The 25,151-nt window shown below is 46.2% G+C and carries 19 protein-coding genes and 1 tRNA gene; 13 read left to right on the top strand and 7 right to left on the bottom strand.

The window, feature by feature from the left end; genetic code table 11:
* Positions 1-629 precede the first annotated feature (629 nt).
* Complete coding sequence (locus QUA44_RS27180; protein ID WP_333256095.1) at positions 630-1,532, bottom strand: undecaprenyl-diphosphate phosphatase; 903 nt, start codon at positions 1,530-1,532, stop codon at positions 630-632.
* Positions 1,533-1,853: 321 nt separating this feature from the next.
* On the opposite strand from QUA44_RS27180, the gene QUA44_RS27185 reads away from it, so the two are divergent.
* Both QUA44_RS27185 and QUA44_RS27190 read left to right on the top strand, forming a co-directional pair.
* The gene (locus tag QUA44_RS27185) at positions 1,854-2,468 is read left to right on the top strand and encodes a thylakoid membrane photosystem I accumulation factor (protein WP_333256097.1); all 615 of its coding nucleotides are present in this window, start codon (positions 1,854-1,856) and stop codon (positions 2,466-2,468) included.
* 248 nt (positions 2,469-2,716) lie between these two features.
* Complete coding sequence (locus QUA44_RS27190) at positions 2,717-3,778, top strand: mannose-1-phosphate guanylyltransferase (RefSeq protein ID WP_333256099.1); 1,062 nt, start codon at positions 2,717-2,719, stop codon at positions 3,776-3,778.
* Positions 3,779-3,912: 134 nt separating this feature from the next.
* Here the strand turns inward: QUA44_RS27190 and QUA44_RS27195 are convergent, their stop codons facing one another.
* Positions 3,913-4,497 carry a Uma2 family endonuclease gene (locus QUA44_RS27195; RefSeq protein WP_333256101.1) on the bottom strand — a complete coding sequence of 195 codons (585 nt, stop codon included), beginning with the start codon at positions 4,495-4,497 and terminating at the stop codon, positions 3,913-3,915.
* Positions 4,498-4,829: 332 nt separating this feature from the next.
* Between QUA44_RS27195 and QUA44_RS27200 the strand changes: the two genes are divergently transcribed.
* From QUA44_RS27200 to QUA44_RS27220, 5 genes are all read left to right on the top strand, one after another.
* On the top strand, positions 4,830-6,482 hold the full coding sequence (locus QUA44_RS27200) for an AarF/ABC1/UbiB kinase family protein (protein WP_333256128.1): 1,653 nt from the start codon (positions 4,830-4,832) through the stop codon (positions 6,480-6,482).
* A gap of 213 nt (positions 6,483-6,695) precedes the next feature.
* Entirely contained in the window at positions 6,696-7,640 is a 945-nt protein-coding gene (gene uvsE, locus QUA44_RS27205) for a UV DNA damage repair endonuclease UvsE (protein ID WP_333256103.1), read from the top strand.
* A 100-nt stretch (positions 7,641-7,740) separates the two neighbouring features.
* A complete protein-coding gene (locus QUA44_RS27210) occupies positions 7,741-8,412 on the top strand; it encodes an SOS response-associated peptidase (RefSeq protein ID WP_333256105.1) in 672 nt (223 codons plus the stop codon).
* Between the two features lie 149 nt (positions 8,413-8,561).
* A complete protein-coding gene (locus QUA44_RS27215) occupies positions 8,562-8,951 on the top strand; it encodes a VOC family protein (protein WP_333256107.1) in 390 nt (129 codons plus the stop codon).
* A 29-nt stretch (positions 8,952-8,980) separates the two neighbouring features.
* A complete protein-coding gene (locus QUA44_RS27220; protein ID WP_333256109.1) occupies positions 8,981-9,385 on the top strand; it encodes an MAPEG family protein in 405 nt (134 codons plus the stop codon).
* A gap of 89 nt (positions 9,386-9,474) precedes the next feature.
* On the opposite strand, the gene QUA44_RS27225 is transcribed toward QUA44_RS27220, so the two are convergent.
* Positions 9,475-10,092: a CP12 domain-containing protein gene (locus QUA44_RS27225; protein WP_333256111.1), complete on the bottom strand. Its 618-nt coding sequence runs from the start codon at positions 10,090-10,092 to the stop codon at positions 9,475-9,477.
* A 495-nt stretch (positions 10,093-10,587) separates the two neighbouring features.
* On the opposite strand from QUA44_RS27225, the gene glpX reads away from it, so the two are divergent.
* From glpX to QUA44_RS27240, 3 genes are all read left to right on the top strand, one after another.
* Positions 10,588-11,625: a class II fructose-bisphosphatase gene (gene glpX / locus QUA44_RS27230; protein ID WP_333256113.1), complete on the top strand. Its 1,038-nt coding sequence runs from the start codon at positions 10,588-10,590 to the stop codon at positions 11,623-11,625.
* 159 nt (positions 11,626-11,784) lie between these two features.
* Positions 11,785-13,077, top strand: a complete 1,293-nt coding sequence (locus QUA44_RS27235) for a glutamyl-tRNA reductase (protein WP_333256114.1) — start codon at positions 11,785-11,787, stop codon at positions 13,075-13,077.
* Positions 13,078-13,457: 380 nt separating this feature from the next.
* Positions 13,458-16,484, top strand: coding sequence for a UPF0182 family protein (locus QUA44_RS27240; RefSeq protein ID WP_333256116.1), 3,027 nt, complete (start codon positions 13,458-13,460; stop codon positions 16,482-16,484).
* A 130-nt stretch (positions 16,485-16,614) separates the two neighbouring features.
* On the opposite strand, the gene QUA44_RS27245 is transcribed toward QUA44_RS27240, so the two are convergent.
* The 4 genes from QUA44_RS27245 to QUA44_RS27260 form a co-directional block, all read right to left on the bottom strand.
* On the bottom strand, positions 16,615-17,283 hold the full coding sequence (locus QUA44_RS27245) for a hypothetical protein (protein WP_333256118.1): 669 nt from the start codon (positions 17,281-17,283) through the stop codon (positions 16,615-16,617).
* A gap of 23 nt (positions 17,284-17,306) precedes the next feature.
* Positions 17,307-18,257, bottom strand: a complete 951-nt coding sequence (locus QUA44_RS27250) for a hypothetical protein (protein ID WP_333256120.1) — start codon at positions 18,255-18,257, stop codon at positions 17,307-17,309.
* A 241-nt stretch (positions 18,258-18,498) separates the two neighbouring features.
* Positions 18,499-20,025: a site-2 protease family protein gene (locus QUA44_RS27255; protein WP_445243704.1), complete on the bottom strand. Its 1,527-nt coding sequence runs from the start codon at positions 20,023-20,025 to the stop codon at positions 18,499-18,501.
* Between the two features lie 435 nt (positions 20,026-20,460).
* Positions 20,461-20,534 (bottom strand) — tRNA-Arg (locus QUA44_RS27260).
* Positions 20,535-21,626: 1,092 nt separating this feature from the next.
* On the opposite strand from QUA44_RS27260, the gene QUA44_RS27265 reads away from it, so the two are divergent.
* The 3 genes from QUA44_RS27265 to QUA44_RS27275 all read left to right on the top strand — a co-directional run bounded on the left by QUA44_RS27265 (position 21,627) and on the right by QUA44_RS27275 (position 25,065).
* Positions 21,627-22,301 (top strand): Npun_F0813 family protein, encoded by a 675-nt coding sequence (locus QUA44_RS27265; RefSeq protein ID WP_333055855.1) that lies wholly within the window; start codon positions 21,627-21,629, stop codon positions 22,299-22,301.
* A 558-nt stretch (positions 22,302-22,859) separates the two neighbouring features.
* Positions 22,860-23,915 carry a hypothetical protein gene (locus QUA44_RS27270; protein ID WP_333256124.1) on the top strand — a complete coding sequence of 352 codons (1,056 nt, stop codon included), beginning with the start codon at positions 22,860-22,862 and terminating at the stop codon, positions 23,913-23,915.
* A gap of 154 nt (positions 23,916-24,069) precedes the next feature.
* On the top strand, positions 24,070-25,065 hold the full coding sequence (locus QUA44_RS27275) for a hypothetical protein (RefSeq protein WP_333256126.1): 996 nt from the start codon (positions 24,070-24,072) through the stop codon (positions 25,063-25,065).
* Positions 25,066-25,151 lie beyond the last annotated feature (86 nt).

Here is a 25,151-nt window from a genome sequence, read left to right on the forward strand (position 1 = left end):
TTCGTTGAATCACCCTTATTTTCGCCTGGTTTAATTGATTTTATACTACCCCCTCGTAAAAAACCTACACCTGTCAGGGAGACAAGCCCGGGGCGATGCAAGACTTTCAGAAAGCAGCAGACTTATTTCAGCAGCAAGGTGATAAATATAACTATGAAAGAGCCCTTAACAATTTGAGGAAACTTCAATAAACTGCAAAAACTCCCCAAAGGTCGATCGCACTACTAATCGCTAACAAATAGAATACCCAGAGCCCCGACTTCCTTAAAAATTCGAGGATCTAATTAAACATTATCCGAATCCGAAACTTGATTTTTTTTGGTATTTTTCGTTACTATAGCGCGTCTGAATGAGTTATGTAAATAAAAGAAAAGTGGTCAGCTCAAATTATAGAAAAAAGGGGGAGACAAATCTTTCGCCTTCCTCCTTAACGGCACTGGCACATTTTATCTAAATCGTCCCGATCTAAATTTATTTTTAACTGCATCAATAGATTCTCTAAATTCTCTTGCTGTTGAGGTTTCAGACTTTCTTGCATTGATAACAATTTTGTAATGGGGCGTTCTATTTCTTACTTCTACCGAGATCAGAGCGACATAAGTCGCTCCTACTGCTATCGGATTTATCTTTTAAATATTGTTCACTGCCCCACCTGCAAGCGCGGTCAAAATTGCCACGCCAAAAGCCAACCTGTACCACACAAACACCCAGGTGTTTTGAGTTTGCAGGAACTTGAGCAGCCAGGCGATTGACAAATAAGAAAACACAAATGCCGAAATTGTTCCCACTATCAAAGCTGCAACTCCAGCATCGCTGATTCCTTCTCCCAAAGCACCCTTCAATTCCACTAATCCAGCCAGAGTAATTGCCGGAATTCCCAATAGAAAAGAAAACCGCGCGGCGGCGGGTCTTTCCAATCCCATAAACAATCCTGCTGTTAGGGTAGAACCCGATCGCGAACACCCCGGAATCAAGGCTATTGCTTGAGCTAATCCCATCAAAATACCGTCTGAGACAGTTAACTTTTCATAAGTGCGATTGCGCTTGCCAATTTTTTCTGCTATTGCTAACAGTAGCGACATGACGATCGAAGCAATGGCGATGCTGGTCAAACTTCTCAGCGGCGAGTGATCAAAATCTGGAACCAATGCCTTGATTAGCAGCCCAAAAAAGAGTATAGGTATTGTTCCCAAAACCAGTGCCACCGCCATTTGAAACTCTTGCGATTTGTAGTTGCGCTTCACCACTGCTTCAATTGCACCAACAGTTATATTTGTCAAGTCTTTCCAGAAATACCAAAGCACTGCAACAATACTGCCCAACTGAATAACAGCAGTATAAGCAACCCCCGGATCGCCCCATCCAAGGGCGATCGGCACTACCTTCAAATGAGCGCTGCTGCTGATGGGCAAAAACTCTGTTAATCCTTGTACAATTCCTAAAACAATCGCCTGCAACAGATTGATTTGAGCGGGCCCGGAAACATCAGCAGCGGGCGTTTGGGCGAGGAGTGCGTCAAGCAAAGCTATCATTAGTTGTGAATTCCCAGTTGTCAGTTTCTAGTTATCAGTTGAATTTAACATCTTGCATCATTCTCAGAAGCTACAAGCTCAGCCCGCAACAAATAAATTCTATTGTGGCGCGGACACTTTCAGCCCACTCCTGAAAAGCCGATCGCAAATAGTGTTTTTGGATCAGTAGAATCACCGTGTCGATCGCTACAACAAGCAAATTATCATAGTCTATCCGACACTACGTTAACCTACTCAGGAACATTTGCATACAGTTGCTGATACAATTAGGAAAGTTTTTGCATTTGATTTCGCTTTCCTTACAGCAACTGCCAACAACCTATGATATTTCCTGAGAACAAAAAATCAATTGTTACTCCTGCTTCTGGCCTGGGCTTGCTGAAGCGAATCTTGTCAGCCAGTCTTTTAACAGTGGCGATCGCACTTAGCTTGATACTGCTAACCGGCGCACCGCCAGCCTTAGCAACTCTCACAGACGATCGCTTCGACGGCACTATCTTTGCCCTCTACGCGGGCAACGGTTCCCTAGTTCCTCCTAAAGTCAAGCTCACAGATTCTTTCAAACGTAATAAACCCGTATTGTTAGTGTTTTACACTGACGACAGCAGCGACTCCAAGCAATACGCGATCGTCGTCTCTCAACTCCAGGAATTTTACGGCCGCGAAGCCGATTTTATCCCAGTAATAATTGACTCTTTGCCTCCGCAACCGTCACCCAAAACCACAGAACCGAGCCATTATTACGAAGGTTTTGTACCTCAAACTGTCATCCTCGACCAATCAGGAAAAGTAGTTTTTAATGAGAAAGGACAAATACCATTTGAACAGGTAGATGATGCTTTTAGGAAAGTATTTGACTTGCTGCCTCGTGAAAAATCTCTCCCGCTGAAACGCCGTGTCGTGAACGAACTCAACGTCGAATTGTCGAATCAATAGCTAATTGCTAATTGCTCGTGGCTATAGCAATTTTAAAGAATTCGTTAACGATAACTTATCGGTCTGATATTGGGGTAAGGTGCGCTGCGGCGCACCATACATTTATCGTAATACTAATTGGATTGACAAAGTGACAGGCGGAAGATAGAAGGTAGAATTAAAAATTAAGCTACGGGTAAGGACACGGCATTGCCGTGTCCCTACGGGTATCAAGCCAAAATAGATGTGAACTTTTTAAACTTTAAACCATGAGTAGAACCTTAATTCCTGTGATTCTGGCCGGCGGTAAAGGCGAACGTTTCTGGCCGCTGAGTCGCAAGCAGCGCCCCAAGCAGTTTTTGAGTCTCGACGGTAGTGGCAAGAGTTTGCTGCAGACTACTGCGGAAAGACTATTAACATTAGGTAACGGTTGGGAGGATTTGTGGGTGGTAACGTCGGAAATGTTGGCCGACGGGGTGCGGGAACAGTTGCCGCTTTTACCTCAAGAGAATTTGCTGGCGGAACCCCAGGGCCGGGATACTGCGCCGGCGGTGGCTTGGACTGCTATAGAAACTGCGAAGCGTTACGGTGAGGATGCGGTGGTGGGCTTTTTCCCGGCGGATCACTGGATTGGGGAACCGCAGGAGTTTGTCAAGACTTTGGAGGCGGCGGCGGAGTTGGCGAGAAATCAGGATGCGATCGCCACTTTGGGTGTCAAACCGAGTTATGCTTCTACTGGTTACGGCTACATCGAACAAGGCGAGGAAATTGGCAGTTTTGGCGGTTTTCCGGCGTACCGGGTGGCGAGATTTACCGAAAAGCCCGATCGCACAACTGCGGAAGAATTTGTAGCCAGCGGCAAGTTTAGTTGGAACGGCGGCATTTTTGTATTTCGAGTCGGAACAGTCTTGACAGAATTGCGAAATCATGTACCGGAAATGATGGCAGCTTTGGAGGCGAAAGGTGCTGCTGCTTACTCCGAATTGCCGAAAATTAGCATCGATTACGCTTTGATGGAGAAGACGCAAAAAGCCTGTGTTTTGCCTGTGAGCTTTAGTTGGGACGATTTGGGTGATTGGAATGCGATCGGGCGTTTGCTGCAAGGAGACAAGCCAAATGTCGAGTTAGCAAAACACGTCGGAATTGATACCAAAGACAGCATTTTCTATGCAGCGGATGACAATGAAGTGATTGTCACAATTGGTTTAGAAGATGTCGTAGTTGTCAGAGATGGCAATGTGACCTTGATTGTGAAAAAAGACAGGACGCAGGAGATTAAACAGGTAATCAAAGTGTTGGGAGAAGATGACAAATTGAAAGATTTGTTGTAAAGGGCGACACCGCAATAAAAAAACAGGTTCGTAGTCAGGACTTCAGTTTTTTCTTACTCAATAAAGCCAGAAAGACTAAAGTCTTTACTACGAACCTAGGAAATTTTAGTGACGCAACTCGCATCTGCCACTGACTACATAATTTCTGCTAAATCCAACACAAAACCAGGCAGTACATCTTCCCCCGACACAGTGGCAGGATTTTGGAGAATTTCCACACTTTGACCGGGGCGATAAATTTCTACCCGCCGATTTTGCCTGTCAATTAACCAACCCAATCTCGCACCGTTATCTATATATTCTTGCATTTTCTCTTGCAGCTTTTTCAACGAATCAGTCTTCGATCGCAACTCGACCACAAAATCGGGACACAAAGGAGCAAAACTGTCTTTTTGTTCCGGTGTTAAAGCATCCCAGCGTTCTTTTTTGACCCAAGAGGCATCAGGAGAGCGATCGGCACCATTCGGGAGTGTAAAGCCTCCAGAAGAGTCGAAGGCAACTCCTAGATTATTTTGCCTGCTCCAGGCTTGAAGTTGATATGATAAATCGATATTGCGCTTGCTAGTTTCACTGCCTGTCGGTGGCATAATAATTAATTCCCCTGATGCTGTACGTTCAAATTGATAATCGCGGTTGTTCTGACAAAGCTGAAAAAATTGCTCGTCAGTTAAGTTGATGGATAATTCGATAGAGTTTGCAGGAGATTGGATGGCAATCATGTTTTTTATAGATGTGAAACACATTGACAATTTGGCTGGTAATAACTTACTTATTCAAGTTTTTGATTCAACTTTTAAACTCAATAAATTTAATCATAAAAATATCATGTCTACTTTAACTGTATATTAACATGAGGATTAATGCTACGGCCAAAAACCGATCGCCCTCCCCCACACCCCAAAGTAGGCGCAGCGCAGCTATCCCTCTTCAGAAATTGCGCCCATTCCCACCCTCTCACCCCCAAATTATTCCTCAAGACAATGGTCAGCTCGGTCAACAGCGCTATCCTAGTAGTTATATTGCTAGCAAAGTCGATCGACCCGGAGGCCCATTGTTTAGCCTAGTTCAAAACACTTCTCGCAAAGGAGAAATCCTAGAGGTCGTCTTCCGCAACGGTTGGGACTACATGAAAAGCCTCCTAACCGGCCGCAAAACCGACGCACCCAGTCTCCCAACTCCCGCTGTTCTCCGCAACATCTTGGTAGAATTAGGCCCAGTTTTTGTGAAATTGGGACAATTGCTGAGTACCCGTCCCGACCTTTTACCCGCCGCCTACATCGAAACCCTCTCCACGCTGCAAGCGGAAGTGCCCCCCGTACCGTGGTCGCAAGTAGAAGCGATTGTCCGCAAGGAACTCGTACAATCTCTCGAAGATACCTTCGCTAAATTTAACACTCAGGCGATCGCCGCAGGCTCGATCGCCCAAACCCACAAAGCTACCTTAAAAGACGGCCGCGAAGTCGCCCTGAAAGTTCAGCGCCCCGGTATCGATATTGTCATCGAACAAGACATCGCCGTGCTCCGAGGTTTGGCCGAACTTGTGATGCTGACAGACTTCGGTCAACAATACGATATTGTCGCCCTAGCCGAAGAATTTGCGATCGCCCTGCGTGCAGAACTAGACTTCATTCAAGAAGCCAGCTACACCGACGAACTGCGCCGCAATTTATCTAAAAGTAAATGGTTCGACCCAAAACAAGTTGTTCTACCAGAAATTAACTGGGAGTTGACTACAAAAAAACTCTTAGTAATGGAATGGCTGAACGGAGTGCCAATTCTGTTAGGCGATTTGCAAGGAATTGGCCACAAAGGAGATATAAATGCCGAACGCGAAGCAATTACAACCCTGCTTTGCCGCGTTTTCTTCCAGCAGTTGTACATCGACGGATTCTTTCACGCAGACCCGCATCCCGGCAATTTATTTTATCTCAAAGACGGTCGGATTGCCCTGCTAGACTGCGGCATGGTCGGCAGATTAGACCCGCGCACCCAGCAGAATTTGACAGAAATGTTACTGTCAATTGTCGATTTAGACGCTCAGCGCTGCGCTCAATTAACATTGCAAATGGCAGAATTTGCTCAGCCTACAAGTTTGGCTAATCTCGAAAACGATTTGGCTCGAATGCTGCGAAAGTATTACAATATTAGCTTGTCGCAAATGAACTTATCGGAAATATTTTATGAGGTACTGGAAATTACCAGAAACAATAAAATTAGGCTGCCCAGCAATCTCGGTTTGTACGCAAAAACTTTAGCTAATTTGGAAGGATTGGCGCGTTCTTTTAATCCCAGATTCAATATTATAGAGCAGGTCAAACCGCTGATGACAGATATGTTTCGGCGTCAGTTATTGGGAGATGACCCGGTACAAGCTCTGTTGAGAACTGCCCTGGATCTGAAAAGCTTATCTTTGCAATCTCCGCGACAGGTGGAAGTGCTTTTAGACCGGGTGACTTCGGAAACTTTGAAGTGGAATTTGACGCTAAAAGAACTCGATCCGCTGCGCCGCACTTTGGGGGATTCTGCGAATCGGCTTTCTTTTAGTATTGTTGTAGGTTCGCTGATTGTGGGGGCGGCAATTATTTCTTCTAACGCGCAAACTGCTCAGCTATCTTTTTTGAGCAATGGTTTGTTTGGGGCGGCTAGTTTTTTGGGTTTTTGGTTGATTATTAGCATTATGCGATCCGGGCGTTTGCGGAGTTGATTTAATATGGGAAACGAGGAAAATTTGGAGATGTCATAGGTTCGTATTAACAACTTTATAACTAAGGACTGAAGTCCTTACTACGAACTTGGGAGGACTGAAGTCTTTACTACGAACCTGGGAGGACTGAAGTCCTTACTACGAACCTGGGAGGACTGAAGTTCTTACTACGAAACTGTTTTATATATAATTAAGGTTAGGAAAGATTGAAAAATGAGCGAAATAAATCAAGTGTTAGAAAAGGGGAAGTTGCCGGAATTGGGGTTAGTCTGCATCACCACTTCCGATGCCGTTCGCTTTCGCACTGTCACGCGCAAGCGACTTTTACAGCTTGCGGAAACTGAACAAGAAAAAATCTTGCGCGAACTTTATGCGGACAACTTAAAGCGGCTTGACAAAGCGATCGACTTTTGTGCTGCTAATGGGATTAAGCTCTACCGCATGACTTCTGCACTGTTCCCTTTTGCAGATACAGATTTGGGGGAAGCAGTGCTACACTCCATGACTGAGGAGTTGCGGACTACGGGCGATCGCGCTTTGTGTTTGGGCATCCGTTTGGTACTCCACCCGGATCAATTTGTCGTCCTCAGTTCCGACAAGCCTGATGTCGTTGCAAACAGCATTAAAATTCTCGCGACTCATGCTTTAATCTTAGATATGTTGCAACAGCCCCGATCGCCCTACGCACTGATGAACATTCACGGCGGTAAGGGCGATCGCACTTCGCAACTCACATCAGTCATCCGCGACTTACCCGAATCTATTCGATCGCGCTTAACCTTTGAAAATGACGAATACGCTTACAGTTCCTCGGAAATTTTAGAAGTTTGTCTCGATACCGGCGTACCAATGGTGTTTGACGCCCACCACCACGTCATTCACGAACATTTAGAAACTTACGACGATCCCAGCGTTGCCGAAATGCTGGCAGCAGCCCGCACAACTTGGTCTGTTCCTGAATGGCAATTAGTACACATATCGAATGGAAAAGAGTTTTTTGCCGATCCGCACCACAGCGATTTAATTACAGAAATGCCTAATTGCTATTATCAGGCTCCTTGGATTGAAGTAGAAGCTAAATTCAAAGAATTAGCTATTGAAAAGTTGCGGACTGAATGGCTGTCTGCGAAGGTTCGAGAATTTAGCAATGTCTCCTAGGGGCGAGTCAGCTACAGGCCGGAAAGCCTGTCCACAAGAGTTAAATGTTGTTGTGGGGTGGGCTTCTAGCCCGCCCAAATCGCGATTATTGCCAAAAATTATGTGCGGAAGATTCACTTTAAATACTTCAGCTAAAATCCTAGCAGAATTCTTCAAACTGTCGGAAGTTCCCGACATCAAACCGCGATACAATATCGCCCCCACTCAATCAGTTGCGACAGTCACAGTTTCTCCCGAAAATATGCAGCGACAGTTCCAATTTATGCGCTGGGGTTTGATTCCAAGTTGGGCGAAAGACATCAAAATAGGCAGCAAGATGATCAATGCGCGATCGGAAACAGTAGCCGAAAAACCTGCTTTTCGCAGCGCCATCAAGCACAGGCGATGTTTGATAGTCGCTGACGGCTTCTACGAATGGCAGCAGCAGGGAAAGAACAAACAGCCTTACTATTTTCAAACGGCAGACGGCGAACCTTTTGCTTTTGCCGGTTTGTGGGAAAATTGGGAATCTCCAGAAAAAGAAAACATTGTATCTTGCAGTATAATTACTACCGCTGCTAACGAAACAGTGCAGCCGTTGCACGATCGAATGCCAGTGATTCTCCCCGACAGCGATTGGGAACAGTGGCTAGATCCTGCTGTTAAAAATGCTCAGGAAGTTTTGCCTTTGTTAAAGCCCTATGCTTCCGAAGCCATGAAAGCAAAGGCGGTAAGTGCGAACGTCAACAGTGCAAGTAGAGACAGTCCCGAATGTATTAGCGATCGGCAATAAATCATTGCAGCGGACAAAACCGAGATAGTTTGAGTTATGATGTAAAATAATGTTTGAGTTGTAGCTTTTGTTTTCTAAGGATCAGTTTAACTCAGTTGTTATTTGCTCAAACTTTTTTTTATCTTAACATCAGTTAGAGGACAAAAAATATGATTGGATACGTTACAGTCGGCACCAACAATCTTGAACGTGCAGCCAAGTTTTATGATACTTTGCTTGCGGAAATTGGCGCTCAACGATTCATGGAATTCGACCGATTTATCGCATGGAGCGTTTCTCCAGAGATGCCAGGATTTGCTGTTGCAAAACCCTTTGATGGCAACGAAGCAACTGTTGGTAATGGCGTAATGATCGCACTTCAAGTTGACAGTCCAGAAAAAGTCAACTTAGTTTATAACAAAGCGATCGAACTTGGCGCTAAGGATGAAGGAGCAGTGGGGTCAAGAGGCACGTTACCGGGGTTTTATGTGGGATATTTTCGGGATCTAGATGGGAATAAGCTGAACGTGTTTTATATGATTCAGCAGCCCGCTTCCTAAAATATTAGTAAGTTTTAGTGGGTGAGTTTATGAATTCGATTAACATGACCTTTCCCCTATGGGGTTTAGCAATTTTCATTCTGTGGACGATCGCTGTCGTTATCCTTTTACTGACAATCAAGATTCGGCATCTATCTGCGGGTGGATCTGTCAAAGATTTTGGCACACCAAATGATGAAAGCTTGCTGTGGCGGCTATTTCGGGTACAGTCTAATCTAGTAGAAAACCTGCCTTTGTATCTGGGAGTTGTTTTCCTGCTGACAGTTCGGGGCGTATCTGGGACACCGGTAGATTTGCTGATAGTTGTCTACATAGTGTTTCGGATTCTACACTCGGTCATTCACATCGCTGGAATTAATCCCATATATCGCCTTGTTAGCTTAGTGATTCAGTTAGTTTGCTTAGTCGCCTTAATGGTGATGACATTTTTATAAAGGCAGAAAGTAGAAAGCAGAATTTTTGATTATTCCAACTGCTAACTGCCAACTGCCAACAGTCAACTGCCAACTGCCAACCGACTAAATTAACTGTCGTACATTCGCGCTTCGGCAGCTTCGGGATTTTCCTCGCAATACTCGTCAAAAGCCGTTTTCTCAAGCTTCATCGATCGCTGGTGAGAAGCCTCAGCCTGCATTTCCTCTACAATATCCCACGCTACCGCGCACTCTCTAGAAGTAGCGCCTTTCTCAGCACAGATACTTCTGGCCTCCGCGATCGCCTGTTCGATTTGTTCCTCAAATAAAATACTTTTGGGCTTCTCGACAAAATCGCTTTTTGTCAAGATATCCGTTACCGAAATAATCCCTAGCAATTTGTCTTTAATCACCGGCGCCCGGCGGATGCGGGTATTCGCGAACAACCTAGCCACATATTCCACGCCCAAGTCAGGATTCACCGTAATGCACGGTTTGGTCATAATCTCGAAGACGCGGACTTTTTTCGGGTCTACCCCGTAGGCTGCTACTTTATAGACAATATCCGTTTCCGTGACAATGCCGTAGGCATCTTGTTCGTGGCGGCGTTCCACAATCAACGCGCGCAAACACAAATCGTTCATCATCGCCACCGCTTCAGCTACCGTTGCTGAACCGCGAATGGTAACAACTTCTGTTGTCATAATATCTTGGGCTTTCATCATCATTTTTTATTGCTTCCCGCTGATAAAGTCTACTGCGTCCCGATTTGGGGCTGTCCATTTGATTTGTGATCATCATTAAGACTTACCCTCAGAAACCCGGTTTCTACGAAAATATTGGGTTTAGTAACGATAAATCCAGTCTAGCCAGCAGGTTTCTGAGAAATCGTGCGATCGCAAACTAATCATAAAACCTTTAACGGCATTCGGGATGACAAGTTGCCGGAAACAGCCGATCGCTCCCCCGGAACCTCTGGAGTCCGCGATTTAGCGCTCAGACGGGGCTAGCGTGGGCTCCTCCAAGCAAGAGTGAAGTATTGGGGCGATCTCGATCTTTGAGCTTGTTGGACTCAGATTTTCCAGCCCCAGTCTCAAAGAAGCAAAAGTTAACACAAACTAAGCAACTGCTTGCGCTCGCAGAGATCCCCGCCTCTGATAAACTTGATGGCTGGGAGTGCAAAAGAGCACAGGCAAGCATCAGAAGTTGGGAGAATAAAGTTTGTGGACAATGTAATCGGTTTAGAGATTATCGAAGTAGTCGAGCAGGCAGCCATCGCTTCCGCTCGCTTGATGGGCAAAGGCGAGAAAGATGAAGCCGACAGAGTGGCTGTAGAAGCCATGCGTGAGCGCATGAACAAAATTCATATGCGCGGCCGCATCGTGATCGGCGAAGGCGAACGCGATGACGCACCCATGCTTTACATCGGCGAACAAGTAGGTATTTGTACCCGCGAAGATGCCAAAGATGTCTGCAACCTAGATGAATTGATCGAAATTGACATCGCCGTTGACCCCTGCGAAGGAACTAACCTAGTTGCTTACGGTCAAAACGGTTCGATGGCAGTTTTGGCAATCTCTGAGAAAGGAGGTTTGTTTGCTGCACCGGATTTCTACATGAACAAATTGGCTGCTCCTGCGGCTGCTAAGAATCATGTAGATATTCGCAAAACACCAACCCAAAACCTCAAAATTATCTCAGATTGTCTCGGCCGCAGTATTGAAGATTTGGTAGTGGTGGTGATGGATCGCCCCCGACACAAAGATTTAATAAATGAAATTCGGGCAGCGGGTTCAAGAGTTCGACTGATCAGCGACGGCGACGTTTCGGCAGCGATTTCTTGCGCGTTTTCTGGTTCTAATATCCACGCGCTGATGGGTATTGGCGCAGCACCTGAAGGTGTGATTTCCGCAGCAGCAATGCGCTGCTTGGGCGGTCACTTCCAAGGGCAGTTAATTTACGATCCGGCTATTGTCAAAACTGGTTTGATCGGCGAAAGCAAAGAGAAGAATATCGCCCGCTTGACAGAGATGGGCATCACAGATCCAGACAAGATTTACAATGCTGAAGAGTTGGCATCTGGAGAAACTGTTCTGTTTGCAGCTTGCGGAATTACTCCCGGAACGCTGATGGATGGAGTTCGCTTCTTTGGCGGCGGCGCTCGCACTGAAAGTTTGGTAATTTCTTCTCAGTCGAAGACGGCTCGGTTTGTGGATACAATCCATATGTTTGAACAGCCGAAATCTCTGCAATTGAAGTAGTCATTAGTTAAAGGTTAAGAGTTAACAGTTAATTTTGAAATGTTAATTTTTCACCGCTAACCGTTGACAGTCACCGGTGATTATAAATTAGCGATAAACTAAGAATTAATCACAGGTGACTGTTGATAACTAAGAAATAAATAGTGACAAATCACAGATATGAATATTGCCGTCATAGGTCTCAGCCACAAAACAGCGCCGGTTGAAGTTCGCGAAAAACTGAGCATTCCAGAACAAAAAGTTGAAGCTGCGATCGCCCAATTGCGCGGCTACCCCCACATTCAAGAGGTTGCCATCCTCAGCACATGCAACCGCTTAGAGATTTATATTGTTACCAGCGAGTCGGAGCCTGGTGTGCGAGAGGTTATTCAGTTCCTTTCCGAATGTAGTAAAGTTCCTTTGCAGTCTTTGCGCCCTCACCTGTTTATTTTGCTGCACGAAGATGCGGTGATGCACTTGATGCGAGTGGCTTCGGGCCTCGATAGTTTGGTGCTTGGAGAAGGACAAATTTTGGCTCAGGTGAAACAAACTCACAAACTCGCCCAGCAGTACAAAGGTGTAGGCAGAATTTTAGAGCGCTTGTTCAAGCAAGCTCTCACAGCAGGGAAGCGAGTTCGCACGGAAACTAGCATCGGTACCGGTGCAGTTTCGATTAGTTCGGCGGCGGCAGAATTGGCTCAAATGAAGGGTCAGCATTTAGCAAGCAGCAAAATTGCGATTATCGGTGCTGGCAAAATGTCGCGACTTTTGGTGCAGCATTTGCTCTCAAAAGGAGCTAGTCATATTTCGATCGTTAATCGCTCTGTGCGGGGCGCGCTGGAGTTGGCCGGTCAGTTTAAAGATGCTGAATTGCACCTGTATCAGCTCTCGGAAATGATGCAGATAATTGCCGCTTCTGACTTGGTTTTTACCAGTACGGCAGCTACCGAGCCACTGTTAAATAAAGCTAAATTGGAAGAGGTTTTAGACCCGAATCGCCCTTTGATGTTGGTGGATATTTCTGTGCCACGCAACATTGACTCGGATGCGAATGAACTCGCTAATGTGCGATCGTTTAATGTGGACGACTTGAAAGCAGTGGTAGCTCAAAATCACGAAAGCCGCCGCAAAATGGCTATGGAAGCTCAGGGCTTGCTGGAACAGGAAGTAGAGGCTTTTGATCTCTGGTGGCGCAGTCTGGAAACTGTTCCTACTATTAGCTGTTTGCGGGATAAGATAGAATTGATTCGGGAACAAGAGTTAGAAAAAGCTTTATCGCGTCTGGGTTCGGAATTTTCGGAGAAACATCAAGATGTGATTGAATCTTTAACAAGGGGGATTGTGAATAAGATTTTGCACGATCCGATGGTACAGTTACGTGCTCAGCAGGATATTGAGGCACGCAGACAAGCGATGCAGACTTTGCAAACGCTGTTTAATTTGGATGTGGATGTCAATCAGCAGTACAGCTAGTTGACAGTTGACAGTTGATAGTTGACAGTTGACAGTTGGCAGTTGGCAGTTGGCAGTTGGCAGTTGTCATTAGTCATTAGTCATTAGTCATTAGTCATTAGTCATTAGTCATTGATGATGTTTTGCATCAGCTTTTAATGTAATTAGGACTTACCCATTTGGTCACCAACGGGGTTTCTTAACTCGAATTTAGGGACTTGTTACCAGGCAGAGCCTGGTAACGCAGATTAGGAGGCTCTGCCTCCATTTTTGGATGAGGCAGAGCCTCTGGATATCGGTTCCCTGGCAGAGCCTGGGAACAAGTTTAATGACTAACAACTAATGACTAATGACTAACAACTAATGACTAATGACTCATGACTCTTCCCAACTAATGACTAATGACTATTAAGCGAATTTATAAATTAATTTTATTGCTTGTAGGGCTGTGGCTGGTTTTGGAGTTAGCCTCCCGCATTGCGGCAGAAATTCTCTGGTTTCAGGAAGTTGGATATCTTCAGGTTTTTCTCTTAAAGCTGAAAACTCAAGGGTTGCTGGGGACGATCGCAATTGCTGTTTCTTCTGTCTTTTTGCTCGGAAATTTGGCTTTAGCCCGCCGCCTGCAACATCCCGCAGAAGAAATGAAATCGCCGGTGGCGGCGGGGCTATTCGCTTCGCTGAGGGCGAACAAAACGGGGAAGAATACCGGGAAGAATTACGAATTACCTGTTGCTAAATCCCAAATTACCTTTTTCTGGCTGCTGTTGACGGTATTCGGATTGAGTTCGATCGCCACTTTGACAGTAATTCACTGCGGGCTGTTAGCTGCCAGCAGCCTCACCTATCTCGGTATAGGGGGCAATGTGCCTCCACTGCCCGTAAAGTTAGGAATTGACTCAATCCAGCCAGGGCTGGTACAGCTATTTTCTGGGTGGTGGCAGTTGGGCTTGCTGCTGGGGACAATGTTAGCTGTGGCAATTAAGCCTGATTTTTGGCTGCGGGCGATCGCTCTTTTTCTCAGTGTGGCGATGGGGATCGTTGCCGTCAGTCGCTGGACAAATATTTTGCAATATTTCCACGCTACTAATTTTAATATAACCGACCCTATTTTCAACCATAATATTAGCTTTTATGTATTTATTTTTCCAATCTTAGAGTTGCTAAGCTTATTGCTGACAGTTGTATTTTTGTACGGTTTAGTATCTGGCGCTTTAACATATTTGCTGTCGGGAAACAGCCTGAGTCAAGGTAGATTTTTGGGGTTTTCGCGATCGCAGCAGCGCCATTTGTACGGCTTAGGTGCAGCTTTCATGCTAGCCACCGCAGTTCGGTACTGGCTGGGGCGTTACGCATTGATGTACTCGCGCGGAGACGTTACCTACGGAGCGAATTACGCTGATGTGACGGTGCGACTGCCCGTCTATGGATTGTTGAGCGTGTTGGCTGGGGCGATCGCACTTTTGATGCTTTACCAAGTTTGGCAATTCAAAACTGCCAATAAACTGATTAAAAAGATTGTTTTAGTGTGGATAATTTTGAGTTTTTTGGGAGGTTGGCTGCTGCCAAAAATTGTGCAGCAACTGCTAGTCAAACCAAACGAAATAGCGCGAGAACAGCCGTACATCAAGCGCAGCATTGCCTTTACTCAAGAAGCTTTCGATCTCAAAAAAATTGAAATCAAAACTTTCGATCCGGCCGGGAAACTTACATATAAAGACTTAGAAAGAAATCAACTGACTGTTAGCAACATCCGGCTGTGGGACAAGCGACCGCTGCTGGAAACCAACCGACAGTTACAGCAAATCAGACCGTATTATACATTTCCTGATGCGGATATCGATCGCTACACAATCAAAAAGAAAACCGCAAAAAAGGGAGAAACTGAAAGCCAGCAAGTAATTCTGGCGGCGCGGGAACTAGATTATGCAGCAGTTGCGCCGGAAGCTCAAACTTGGGTGAACGAACATCTGGTGTACACGCACGGTTACGGCTTTACTCTTTCTCCGGTAAACACAGTCGGTGTCGGCGGTTTACCCGATTATTTTGTTAAAGATATTGGAGTTGCAGCCGAGAAAGGAGAGACTGCTTTAGATATAACTAGCGATCGAATTCGGGTGAGTATCCCGATCGGCTATCCGCGCATTTACTACGGCGCAGTCACCGATACAGACGTGATGACGCCCACGCAAGTCAAGGAATTCGACTATCCCAGCGGCGAAGAAAATGTTTACAACAATTACAGCGGCAGAGGCGGAATTGCGATCGGTTCTCTGTGGCGGCGCTGGCTGTTTGCTAATTATCTCAAAAATTGGCAAATGGCGCTGACTCGCAATTTTACGCCAGAAACTAAATTATTGTACCGTCGCAACATTAACCAAAGAGTTCGGGCGATCGCTCCTTTTTTGCGCTACGATTCCGACCCGTATTTGGTAGTAGCAAACGCCAATCTGAGTAAAGATGATATAGAAAAAAATAACAATAAAAATGGTAATAAAAATCAGCCATCTTCCTCAAATACTAATAGTGACGATCCTCCTAACTATCTTTACTGGATTATCGATGCATATACAGCGAGCGATCGCTACCCCTATTCAGATCCGGGTCAAAATGAATTTAACTACATCCGCAACTCAGTAAAAGTAGTCATTGACGCTTACCACGGCTCGGTTGACTTCTATGTTGCAAATCCCTCAGACCCGATTATCAACAGTTGGGATCAGATATTTCCCGGACTATTCAAACCCCTTGACAAAATGCCTCTGGCTATCCGCAAACATATTAGGTATCCCGTAGATTTGTTAAACATTCAATCAGAACGCTTGCTAACTTATCACATGGAAGACCCGCAGGTATTTTACAATCGGGAGGATTTGTGGCGAGTTCCCAAGGAAATTTATGGCAGCGAACAGCAGCCGCTAGCACCGTACTATTTAATTACGAAACTGCCGACGGAAACTTCCGAAGAGTTTATTTTGCTGCTGCCGTTTACACCAGTAGGTCGCAACAATTTAATTGCTTGGATTGCAGGGCGATCGGACGACCAAAATTACGGAAAATTGCTGTTATACCAGTTTCCCAAACAGCGATTAGTTTACGGGCCGGAACAAATAGAAGCATTAATCAATCAAGACCCGGTTATTTCCGAACAAATATCTCTCTGGAATCGCCAGGGTTCAAAAGCAATTCAAGGAAATTTATTAGTCATTCCCATCGAACAATCTTTGCTGTACGTAGAACCTCTTTATTTAGAAGCGGAACGCAATAGTTTGCCAACTTTAGTCAGAGTTATTGTTGCCTACGAAAACCGCATCGTCATGGCCGAAAATCTAGACTTAGCACTCAAGGCAGTTTTTCAAGAAACACCTACTAATAAACCTGCAATTATTCGACCTGTAGAAGTTACAGCCCCGGCTTTAAAGAGTGAATGATATCAATTCCGGTTGCACTCCTGATGATTGTTGACTGTTGACTGTAGAAGGAGGGGTCGAAAGACTGAATGGTTGAGTGTTAAGTGTTGACTCGATTTTATTATTCCGATGCAACCGGAAACGATATAAATTACTGCGATTTCTGTTCGCTAGCAGCCTTGATATCCTGCCACCAAACATCGACATAGGGCCACATCAATGTCTCATCTCCTCCAGAATCTAGTTTCACTGTCACCTCATAACGGTAAATATGCGTGAGTTCGCCAGTTTTACCATTCAAATACAATTGTTTGGGATTGTCGGTGATAATTTCTACCCTTTGATTCAACAGTGGCAGCATCTGGGTAGAAGAACCCTGAAACGGATTTTTGCCTTTGATCGCATAGCCACCAATCAAAGATAAGTACATTGAAGCTAGAAAAAATACTGTACATAAACCCACAATTAGCAGTGTTTTTCGTTGTGAAAAAGTGGTATAAACGCTCGCACATCCTACGATCATAGTTCCAAAAAACAACAAATTTGGCAGGTACAGCCCATCTTCCAGAAACACGCTACCAAAAAACATGAGGGCTACCTGAAAACCAAATAATGCAGCCACCCAACTCCACCCAGTTAGCAACGATGCAGATAGTAGCCAATTCATTGCTATAGTAAGGGCGATCGCCATTGCTATTGCTCCAAGTGGTGCTGCATAATCGTACTGTCTGAAGGGAAGAAGAACAAAAAAGACTAAAGCATAAGCAAAACCCGCAAAAGCCAGTGCTAATCCACTAATTATTTCGTTCCCGTTCAGCATTGTCAAAAGAGTTGCATTGTCGATCACTTAGGATCGATCGACTTAACAAATTGTTGCACAGGCTGTGGTAGAGCCGGCACAAAAGTCTTTCTAAAACCCTTCACATCGAACACTCGCCACAAAATACCTACCGCTACCGTCAAGAAAAATAACGCTCCCAAAAAATTGAACGCACTAGACAGAAAACCGCTGTTCCTTTTTTTCGGAGGTGTAATATGTTTCATGCGATATACAGCCGGCTCGTAATCTCTCGACTCCTCGCGATTGCGCCGCGGCGTTTTGGGCCGGGAACTCGCACTGCGGCTCTGAGTCAAACCCGTTTTATTAGTTTTAGTAAAACTGCTGGGCGATTTTAGCTCAGAAGCGCCGCGGGTTCCCGTTAACTTGCTAGCAGAAGCCCCCGTTTGGCCAACAGCAGCATCCTGAATTCTGCTGTTAGGGCGCTGAGTGGATTTGCGATCGGCGAGGGTACGCATCAAACTTTGCAATTGCTGAGTCGCCGCCGGCGGGCGTTCCCCTTTCCTCGCCCAATTTAACAGCATCGCCCCGGTAATCCCGCAGAGATTCGTAGTGCCTACAGAAGCCAGCCGCTTCAGCAGAGGCTGGCTGTTGGACACAAAAATCACCAATGCCTCCGGGTGTTCGGTCGCCAAACCGTAAACACACTGAGCCGTCGCCACTACTAGCATTGCTGGCTTGCTTTGATTTTTGATCGAAGGTTCGAGAGCTCGGTGTGTTTCCTGAGCGTCAGTTGCAATCCAGCCACTGTCGGCAAAAAATCGCATAAACTCTCTAGCTACTTGCTCTTGCTCTTTTTCCACCGCCTGCCCTGTCAGACGATCTATTTCGTCGTACACTACTTCCGGGATATAGCAAGTTCCCACCTTGGCATATTCTTGCCACACTTGGGTTCTGCCAGTCATTAAAACATCTGCATCAAAAGTTACCAATACAGGAGGAAGTTGATTAGCCATGACTTTATCCTATAGGCTCAGATAAGTTATTTAAACTTAATCGATCAAGTTTAAACAAATTTTGGGTTATAAAAAAATCAACTTTTGGTAGTAGATAAATTGCCCTGGGCGCGGGTCTTAATTGGAAATTAGTAGTTAGGAACCCGATCGCCCTTCAGTTCCCCAGTTCGATCGGTCAATTCCTAGATTCCACTAATTTACCCCAACCCAAGAGCCTATTACCAAAGATGCCCGACTACTGCTAGTTCCCGATGCCCAGACGGCCAGCCAAAGCCGGAGTCAAAGGCAACAGGGCAGCAATCATCAAGAACAAAGCTAGCAAACCCAAAGCCGCGCGAGCGTCGTCAGGCTCAGTCAGCTCGTTGAGGCTCGGCCGTTCCAGATTCCGCTGTAAAATCAGAATCACGATCGCCCAATACAGAGCCAAAGGATTAACTAAAGAAACGATGGCCAGCACCACAAAAGTCGCCAAAGTAGTGCGACTGGCTATTTTCCGACCGTAGATGGCTTGCACGATTCTACCCCCGTCCAACTGTCCCGCCGGCATCAAATTAATCGCCGTTATTACCAAGCCCAACCAACCGATAACTACCAGCGGGTGAACGTCAACAATCTGCTGCTGCAACGCCGAACCCAAAACCACTTTTGCCAAAGTTCCCACCAAAACCGAGCCCTTGAAAAATTCTGCGGGAATTTGAAACAAACTGCCGGGGTGAGACAGCAGCAAACCCGTTACCAGCATTAGCAGAGAAACTATTCCCCCAGCCGCTGATCCGGCAAAAGCGATGTCAAACAAAACTTTACGGTTGGGCAGCAGCGACTCAAAACGGTCGATCGCTCCAAAACAACCTATCTGCAAAGTCGGTATAAAAAACGGCCAACTCAAGCCCACCTTGTACCGATTTGCCAGCACTCGGCGAGCAATTTCCCCAGAGCCTAAAACCGCCCAAATTCCTGCTGCAATTGGCAGAACTTCTAGATATCTAGCCGGCGAGTTAAAGAAATCGAAACCTAACAGCAAACCGCCTGTCTCTAAGCTAGTAGCAATTGTTGCCAGCAGCAGCACGACTGCTAGGATTTTTTGAGATACCGTAGTTGGCTGCGGGTCGTTGGTGCTGGGCAAGATAATAACTACCGGCTTGTCGTCCTGATTTTCTACTAAAAATAGGCGGTAGCGATCGTTTAATTTTTCTTCCAAACTTGCCGTCAAACGTGAGTGTACTTGTTCTGGGTCTCCCCGGAGATTGCCTTTGAGAATTACCCCATCTTGATAGGGAATTGTTTCTGTGGCAAAGAAAGTATCAATTCCAAATATGCCTTTAATTGCCTTGAGGTCTTCCACTGGAACGGGAATTATTTCTGATTCATTATTCGCCGGCGAGGCAGTGACGATTTTAATGGTTTCTGGGCCTGGTGGTCGCTGCGACTCAGGAGCGGAGAAAGCATCGCTTTGGGACTTTACCTCAGCAGCATCCGGCCGGGGCAGCACTGCATCCGATGCAGCCTTACGCAATTGCCGGCCCAGATAAATGTATAATCCCGTGGATGCCACCAGCAGCAACAATACCGCAACTAGATTGAGGTAAATTCCGGCGGCGAACAAACCAAAGAACAGCAGCCAGGGACTCATCAGCGCAACAGACTGCAACCAAGCCAAAATTCCCAGTTTGCCAAAAGGTCTGGCGCGATAAAATCCCCAACCCAGAATTCCCAGAGCAAGCAATACGAGAGCAATTGTTGCCGTATTTTCCGATGCAACTATAGGCATTCCGGTTGCTTGCGCCAATAGGGGCTTTAATCGGTCGATCGCGCTGCGGTCGAGTAATAGCATTAAATTTTGGGGAATATGAAATAGAGTTGTTGGGAACATATCCAAACCTATCGGAAACTAGCCTGATTACTAAGGATAACCCCTGAGGGCTACTCGGCCCACAACCTGCTGCTGGTGCTGTTTGAACATCAAAGGCTCTAGGCTATTGACACAAAAGACTTTTTGTGATATCACATCAGCAGTGGCAAGCATATACTCAGAAGGGTAGCAGTGTCGATCGCCCAGAAGCAGGCAGATTCGCCCAGTTTGGCAGGCGGGGCTTTTGTAAGGATTCGGGCATCCGAAACAAACGCACAACAAATAAGGTTTGAGCCGCTCTTTACTTTGCGGCAGAAAATAGCTGAAACCCTTGATATCATTAATTTTGCTTAACGGGTACGGCAGGACTTGAACCTGCGGCTCGCTGCTTAGAAGGCAGCTACTCTATCCAACTGAGTTACGCACCCAACTCAAAAATCGCTAACAAGATTATTGTATAGGTGTAGTGTGCGATCAAGCAAGTAAATTATGTGATGACTTACGCAGAAACCGCTTTGATCTACAAAAATATGGCGTGCAGCGCGATGGCTCGGGAAAAAAAACCAAGGTGATGAGAGTGCCTGTGCCTCCAAGACTGTATCTGACACAAGCTGGAGGGACTCACCTGCAAACAGCACAATTGTAAATTTACAATCAAAACTTGGTAGGACGTGAACTCGGGTCAGTAACTCTTGGCTCAAGCCACTGAGCTTGCAGGAGAAATCAAGCAAGCTGTACTGACCCACCGAAGTCTTCACTGACTACGTTATTGGGGTCACGACACCGGAGAATGCGACGCTAGTTTTCCGCTCTGTCGCTTGTAGCTAAACAGTTTTAAAGTCACTGAAACACTGCTGCGAGCAACGACAAGCCTTTATAACCAAGGCACAAAGCGAACATTACCCCGAAAGGGTGAAGGAGGCAAGCATACCTCCGAGAGGGGCAACCATACCCCTCTCCCCGCAAGGGGATTCAAGGCGGTTGAAACCGCCGGATCGTTTTCCACGAGCGGGCTGAAGCCACTGAGTTTCTCACTTATCGAGTATTTTTATGACTAATTTGCTGATATTGAGTTATGTTGGCTAACATTCTGCTCGACTTGATATTTGATAAAAATGTGGTAGAACTAGGATTGAAAGACTCAGGTGAAAATCCCTGATGGTACGGAGCCTCTATATAAGCTTCCTCTACGGCATCAAAGCAAAACAGTCAATCGCCCGCTCGGCACGAGCGCGAAAATCAAGCGTTGCCAGTACAGCAGTCGTAAATTGTGCGCGGGGGATTTTCCTTCGTGCATTGATTTATACGCCAAGGCTGAGAGACAATCTCAGCTTAGATATTTGTTAGCATTTGTTAGCAAAAAAGTATGGAACGCTTGAGGAGAGAACCATCTTTGGGTGATCGGGAGCAATCCTGCTAATTTAAGTGGACTCGCTGAATCAAGAATCCCTTCGCCTTTAGGCATGGGGAGTGTCAAAAGCACAGCACCTCGGCCATGACAGGAGTCAAATCGCAGTGTCATGTTTATTCTGAAACGGCAGGATGTTGAAATAACCAATTTTCAACACCCAAAACGGGATCAACAAATTCCCATTCTCAATTATCAGGGGCAGACTTTTCGCCTAATCAGCGCCTTCAACGGCAAGCAAGCAGAAGACGCCAGAGCCTTGTGGCGGGACTTAACCGACAACCGAGGCAAAGCCTGTGTTCTGCTAGAAGAGCCGGATCGATATAGCGTCTGGGGAAAAGTCCGTTTAGATCAGCTTGCCGGTGAAGAACCGGCAGGGAATGAAGCAGCCAAAGCACCACTGTTCGCGCAGGCTTGTCTGCTGCTCCTCCAAGCTGTTTACTTCGATGTAGAAGACCTCTTAGGCGCAAGGCAAGCCACATCGTTTCAGAAAGATATCGCCAAGGTATTTCAGCAGGGAAACTTCCCCCAGGCAGACTCCCCTGATGCGATAAAAAACTGGCTAACCGTTAGTCCCTTGCAAAATCACAAGGTGCCTCCTTGGCAAGAGCAGCATCTCAAGACCTTATTGCAAGAACTCCACCGCTTGGGCAAATCATATTTTGGCAATACGGACTTCGCGGAGGGAGTGAGCGATGTGCTGCAAGATATGCCAGCACCGGATCGGACTCAGTTTCTAGATTGGCTGAAACAATCAGCCCTCAACAAATTGTGGATCGCAGGATAGAAAATCTTGGACAATTGCTCAGACAATTGGGTCCAGATAATTGAGCTTAGATAATTGCACTGTAGGGGGTAGGCGATATACAGGTTGGATGGCCAACTTGTATTGACAACCAAATTGTTGATTCGGTTTGGATGCCACCTATGGTCGCGCAATTTAACTCAGTTTCGATCACAGTCCCCACCTACAATCATTGATATGAGTGGGGAAGTGTGAAAGCAAAAAAACAGCTCCCTCAAATGTTGAGGGTAGAATTTCAGAGATAGATTGGGTACTGTAAAAGCCTTAAGGGTGGAGACATATACCGTATTTCTATCATTATATTTCCGGGTACAAGATCGACTAACGACTAATTCGTTGAATTAGTAAATAGATATTATTCTTGCTTAGTCTTTCTAGAGTGTACGAGGGCAAAAGTCCCGACGACACACTGAGGACGCCAGTTATTCCGGAAGCGTCAGATCAAGGTTTTTTAAGTTTTTTTGGCGAAAGAATCCTCATCTACAATCAAAGATTGAGATGAGGTGCGTTCAACCGCTAGTTAGGTCTCGTGGAATCCCTATGAGTAGCACTTCAGAAAAGTCATCTACATCTTCATCTTTACTTTCAGCTCAGACCCTAGTGATTGTGGGCATTGTCTGGGCTGTAATGGCGCTGCTGTTCTTTTTGCTGTTCAGCGTCCCCCTCTCAGCAGAAGATGGTTTACCTCTTTGGTACTCGATCGGCACTTATATTTTTGAATGCGGAGCATACTTCGGAGCGGCTTTAGTCTGTTTTAGAAACTGGCAAAGCCCGCACATGGTCAGTGGGCGCAACGTCTGGCTGGGCATTGGTCTGGGGATGCTGTTCTATTTCATAGCCGGCGTGCTGTTCGGGATTTGGGAACTCTATTTCGGGTTAGACCCGGACGTGTCTCCTGCAGATGCGTTTTATCTGGGCAGCTATGTGGTCCTGATCGGGGGCATGGTTGTAGCTGTGACTTCCAAGCGACTGAATCTAGAAATTTGGCAGTGGGGCTTGTTAGCGGGAATTGCAGCCTTCGGGATTGCTGTAGCTATTTGGGTTGCTGCACCTGACTCTTGGAGGACCCAGCTAGGAATGGCTCCGGCAGCCACTCAAGAAGTAGTGACAGAATCTGAACCAGCAACCACTGCCACAGGAAGAGCGCCTGGTTTGGAAAATTCGTCTAAGTTACAGGCAAAAGCAGCCGCGACCGATGCTGCATCAGCACCCGAAGAAGAAGAAGCAGAAATCAAAGCTCCCGGATGGGTGATGGCACTAGACAAGCAACTGGCGCCTCACAAAAATGCAATCAATTTGTTTTACATCGTCGGGGACGTTTTTCTGCTGATTATTGCTACTGCATTGCTGCTGGCATTTTGGGGAGGACGTTTTTCCCAATCTTGGAGAATGATTGCGGCTGCAACTTTTTCGCTTTACATCGCAGATATGTATTTTAAATGGCGCGATACTCAGGCTGAGGGTAGTTATCAAAGTGGCAGTTTGCTGGAAGTCTTTTTTGTTTTCAGTGCCATCCTGTTTGGGATTGGAGCTATCTTGGAACATGACATCTCAACCCGTTCTCGCCAGAGCAGGCGCAGTCGTCGCGCAGCCTAGCGATTTGATATTGGGGTTGCTTTGGCAAACGATGGGGATGCGAAAGCTTTTTTGCCCTTGTCGGCATCTGTGAGCTTGAAATTGAAAATGAAAAATCACAGTTCGCTGACTGCTAGCCTGCGTCTTTTCACGTCTTTTTGCTGGGAAACTTGGCATGACGCCTACAAAACTCTCCGATTCAGACAAACGCGAACTCATCAGGCTGTACCGACAGTCAAACGAGAATACTATCACTCTGGCAAAGCGCTACGGAGTGAGCAGTTCGACTGTGAGGCGCATCCTTCAGGGGGCTTTGTCGGAGCCGGAATACGAATTTCTAGTCCAGCAAAAACAAAAGCGTTTGTCCGATCGCAGCAGTGTTTCTGAACCGACAGAGGCGACTGCTGAGTCGTCAAAGCTCGATCGCGAAACCGATCCTGTAGGTGGCCCGTCTGAGTCAGTCCCAGTCCAGCCGTCAGTCGCAAATTCGCGGCCGGCGATCCGAAAGCGTTCTTTATCAACCGCCCAAGCAGTTGCAGAAGTTGAAATTCTAGGAACTTTACAGTCGGATTTGGATGTTTCTGATTTGCCAGATACCGAAGTAGCAAATCTTGCCGATCGCAATGATCGCGCTGTGACTGGGGAACTACAGGCAATTCTGCCAGAAGAAGGACTGCTGGCAGGTGAAGATTTTAGCGATTTCGAGGAAGATGAGGACGAGGATGAAGACGATTTAGATGACGACTTCGACGAAGATTTAGAGGATGAAGACTCTCTGTTTGAAGGCAGTCTGCTGGGTTCAATATCGTCGGGCGAGTCGATCCTCTTCGAGGGCTTCGCTAACGAGCTTGGGGCTACAGGGCTGATTCAAGTTTTGCCTTTAAGCGAAGCGTCTCTGCCCAAAATTTGTTATTTAGTTGTCGATCGGGCAGCAGAGTTAATCACTAGACCTCTAAAAGCTTTTGGCGAACTAGGTCAAATTCCGGCGGCGGAAATTCGCGATAAAACCCTGGCAGTGTTTGACAATCACCGAGTTGCCCGCCGATTTGCTACTCGCAATCAAAGAGTTTTCAAGATTCCTGACGGTAGGCTGCTGCAAAAAGCTGCGCCTTACTTGCTAGCCAAAGGAATTACTCGGCTGCTGATTGACGGCCAGGTGTATTCCATCTAAGAATTCAGCGTATCCGCTCAATAAGTAGGGGTAGCAGAGAAAAAAAAGTAAGCAGAGTACACAAAGTGTCATAAAATAGGAAACAT

Origin of the sequence: Microcoleus sp. N9_A2, assembly GCF_036701775.1 — a bacterium.
GTDB lineage: Bacteria > Cyanobacteriota > Cyanobacteriia > Cyanobacteriales > Microcoleaceae > Microcoleus.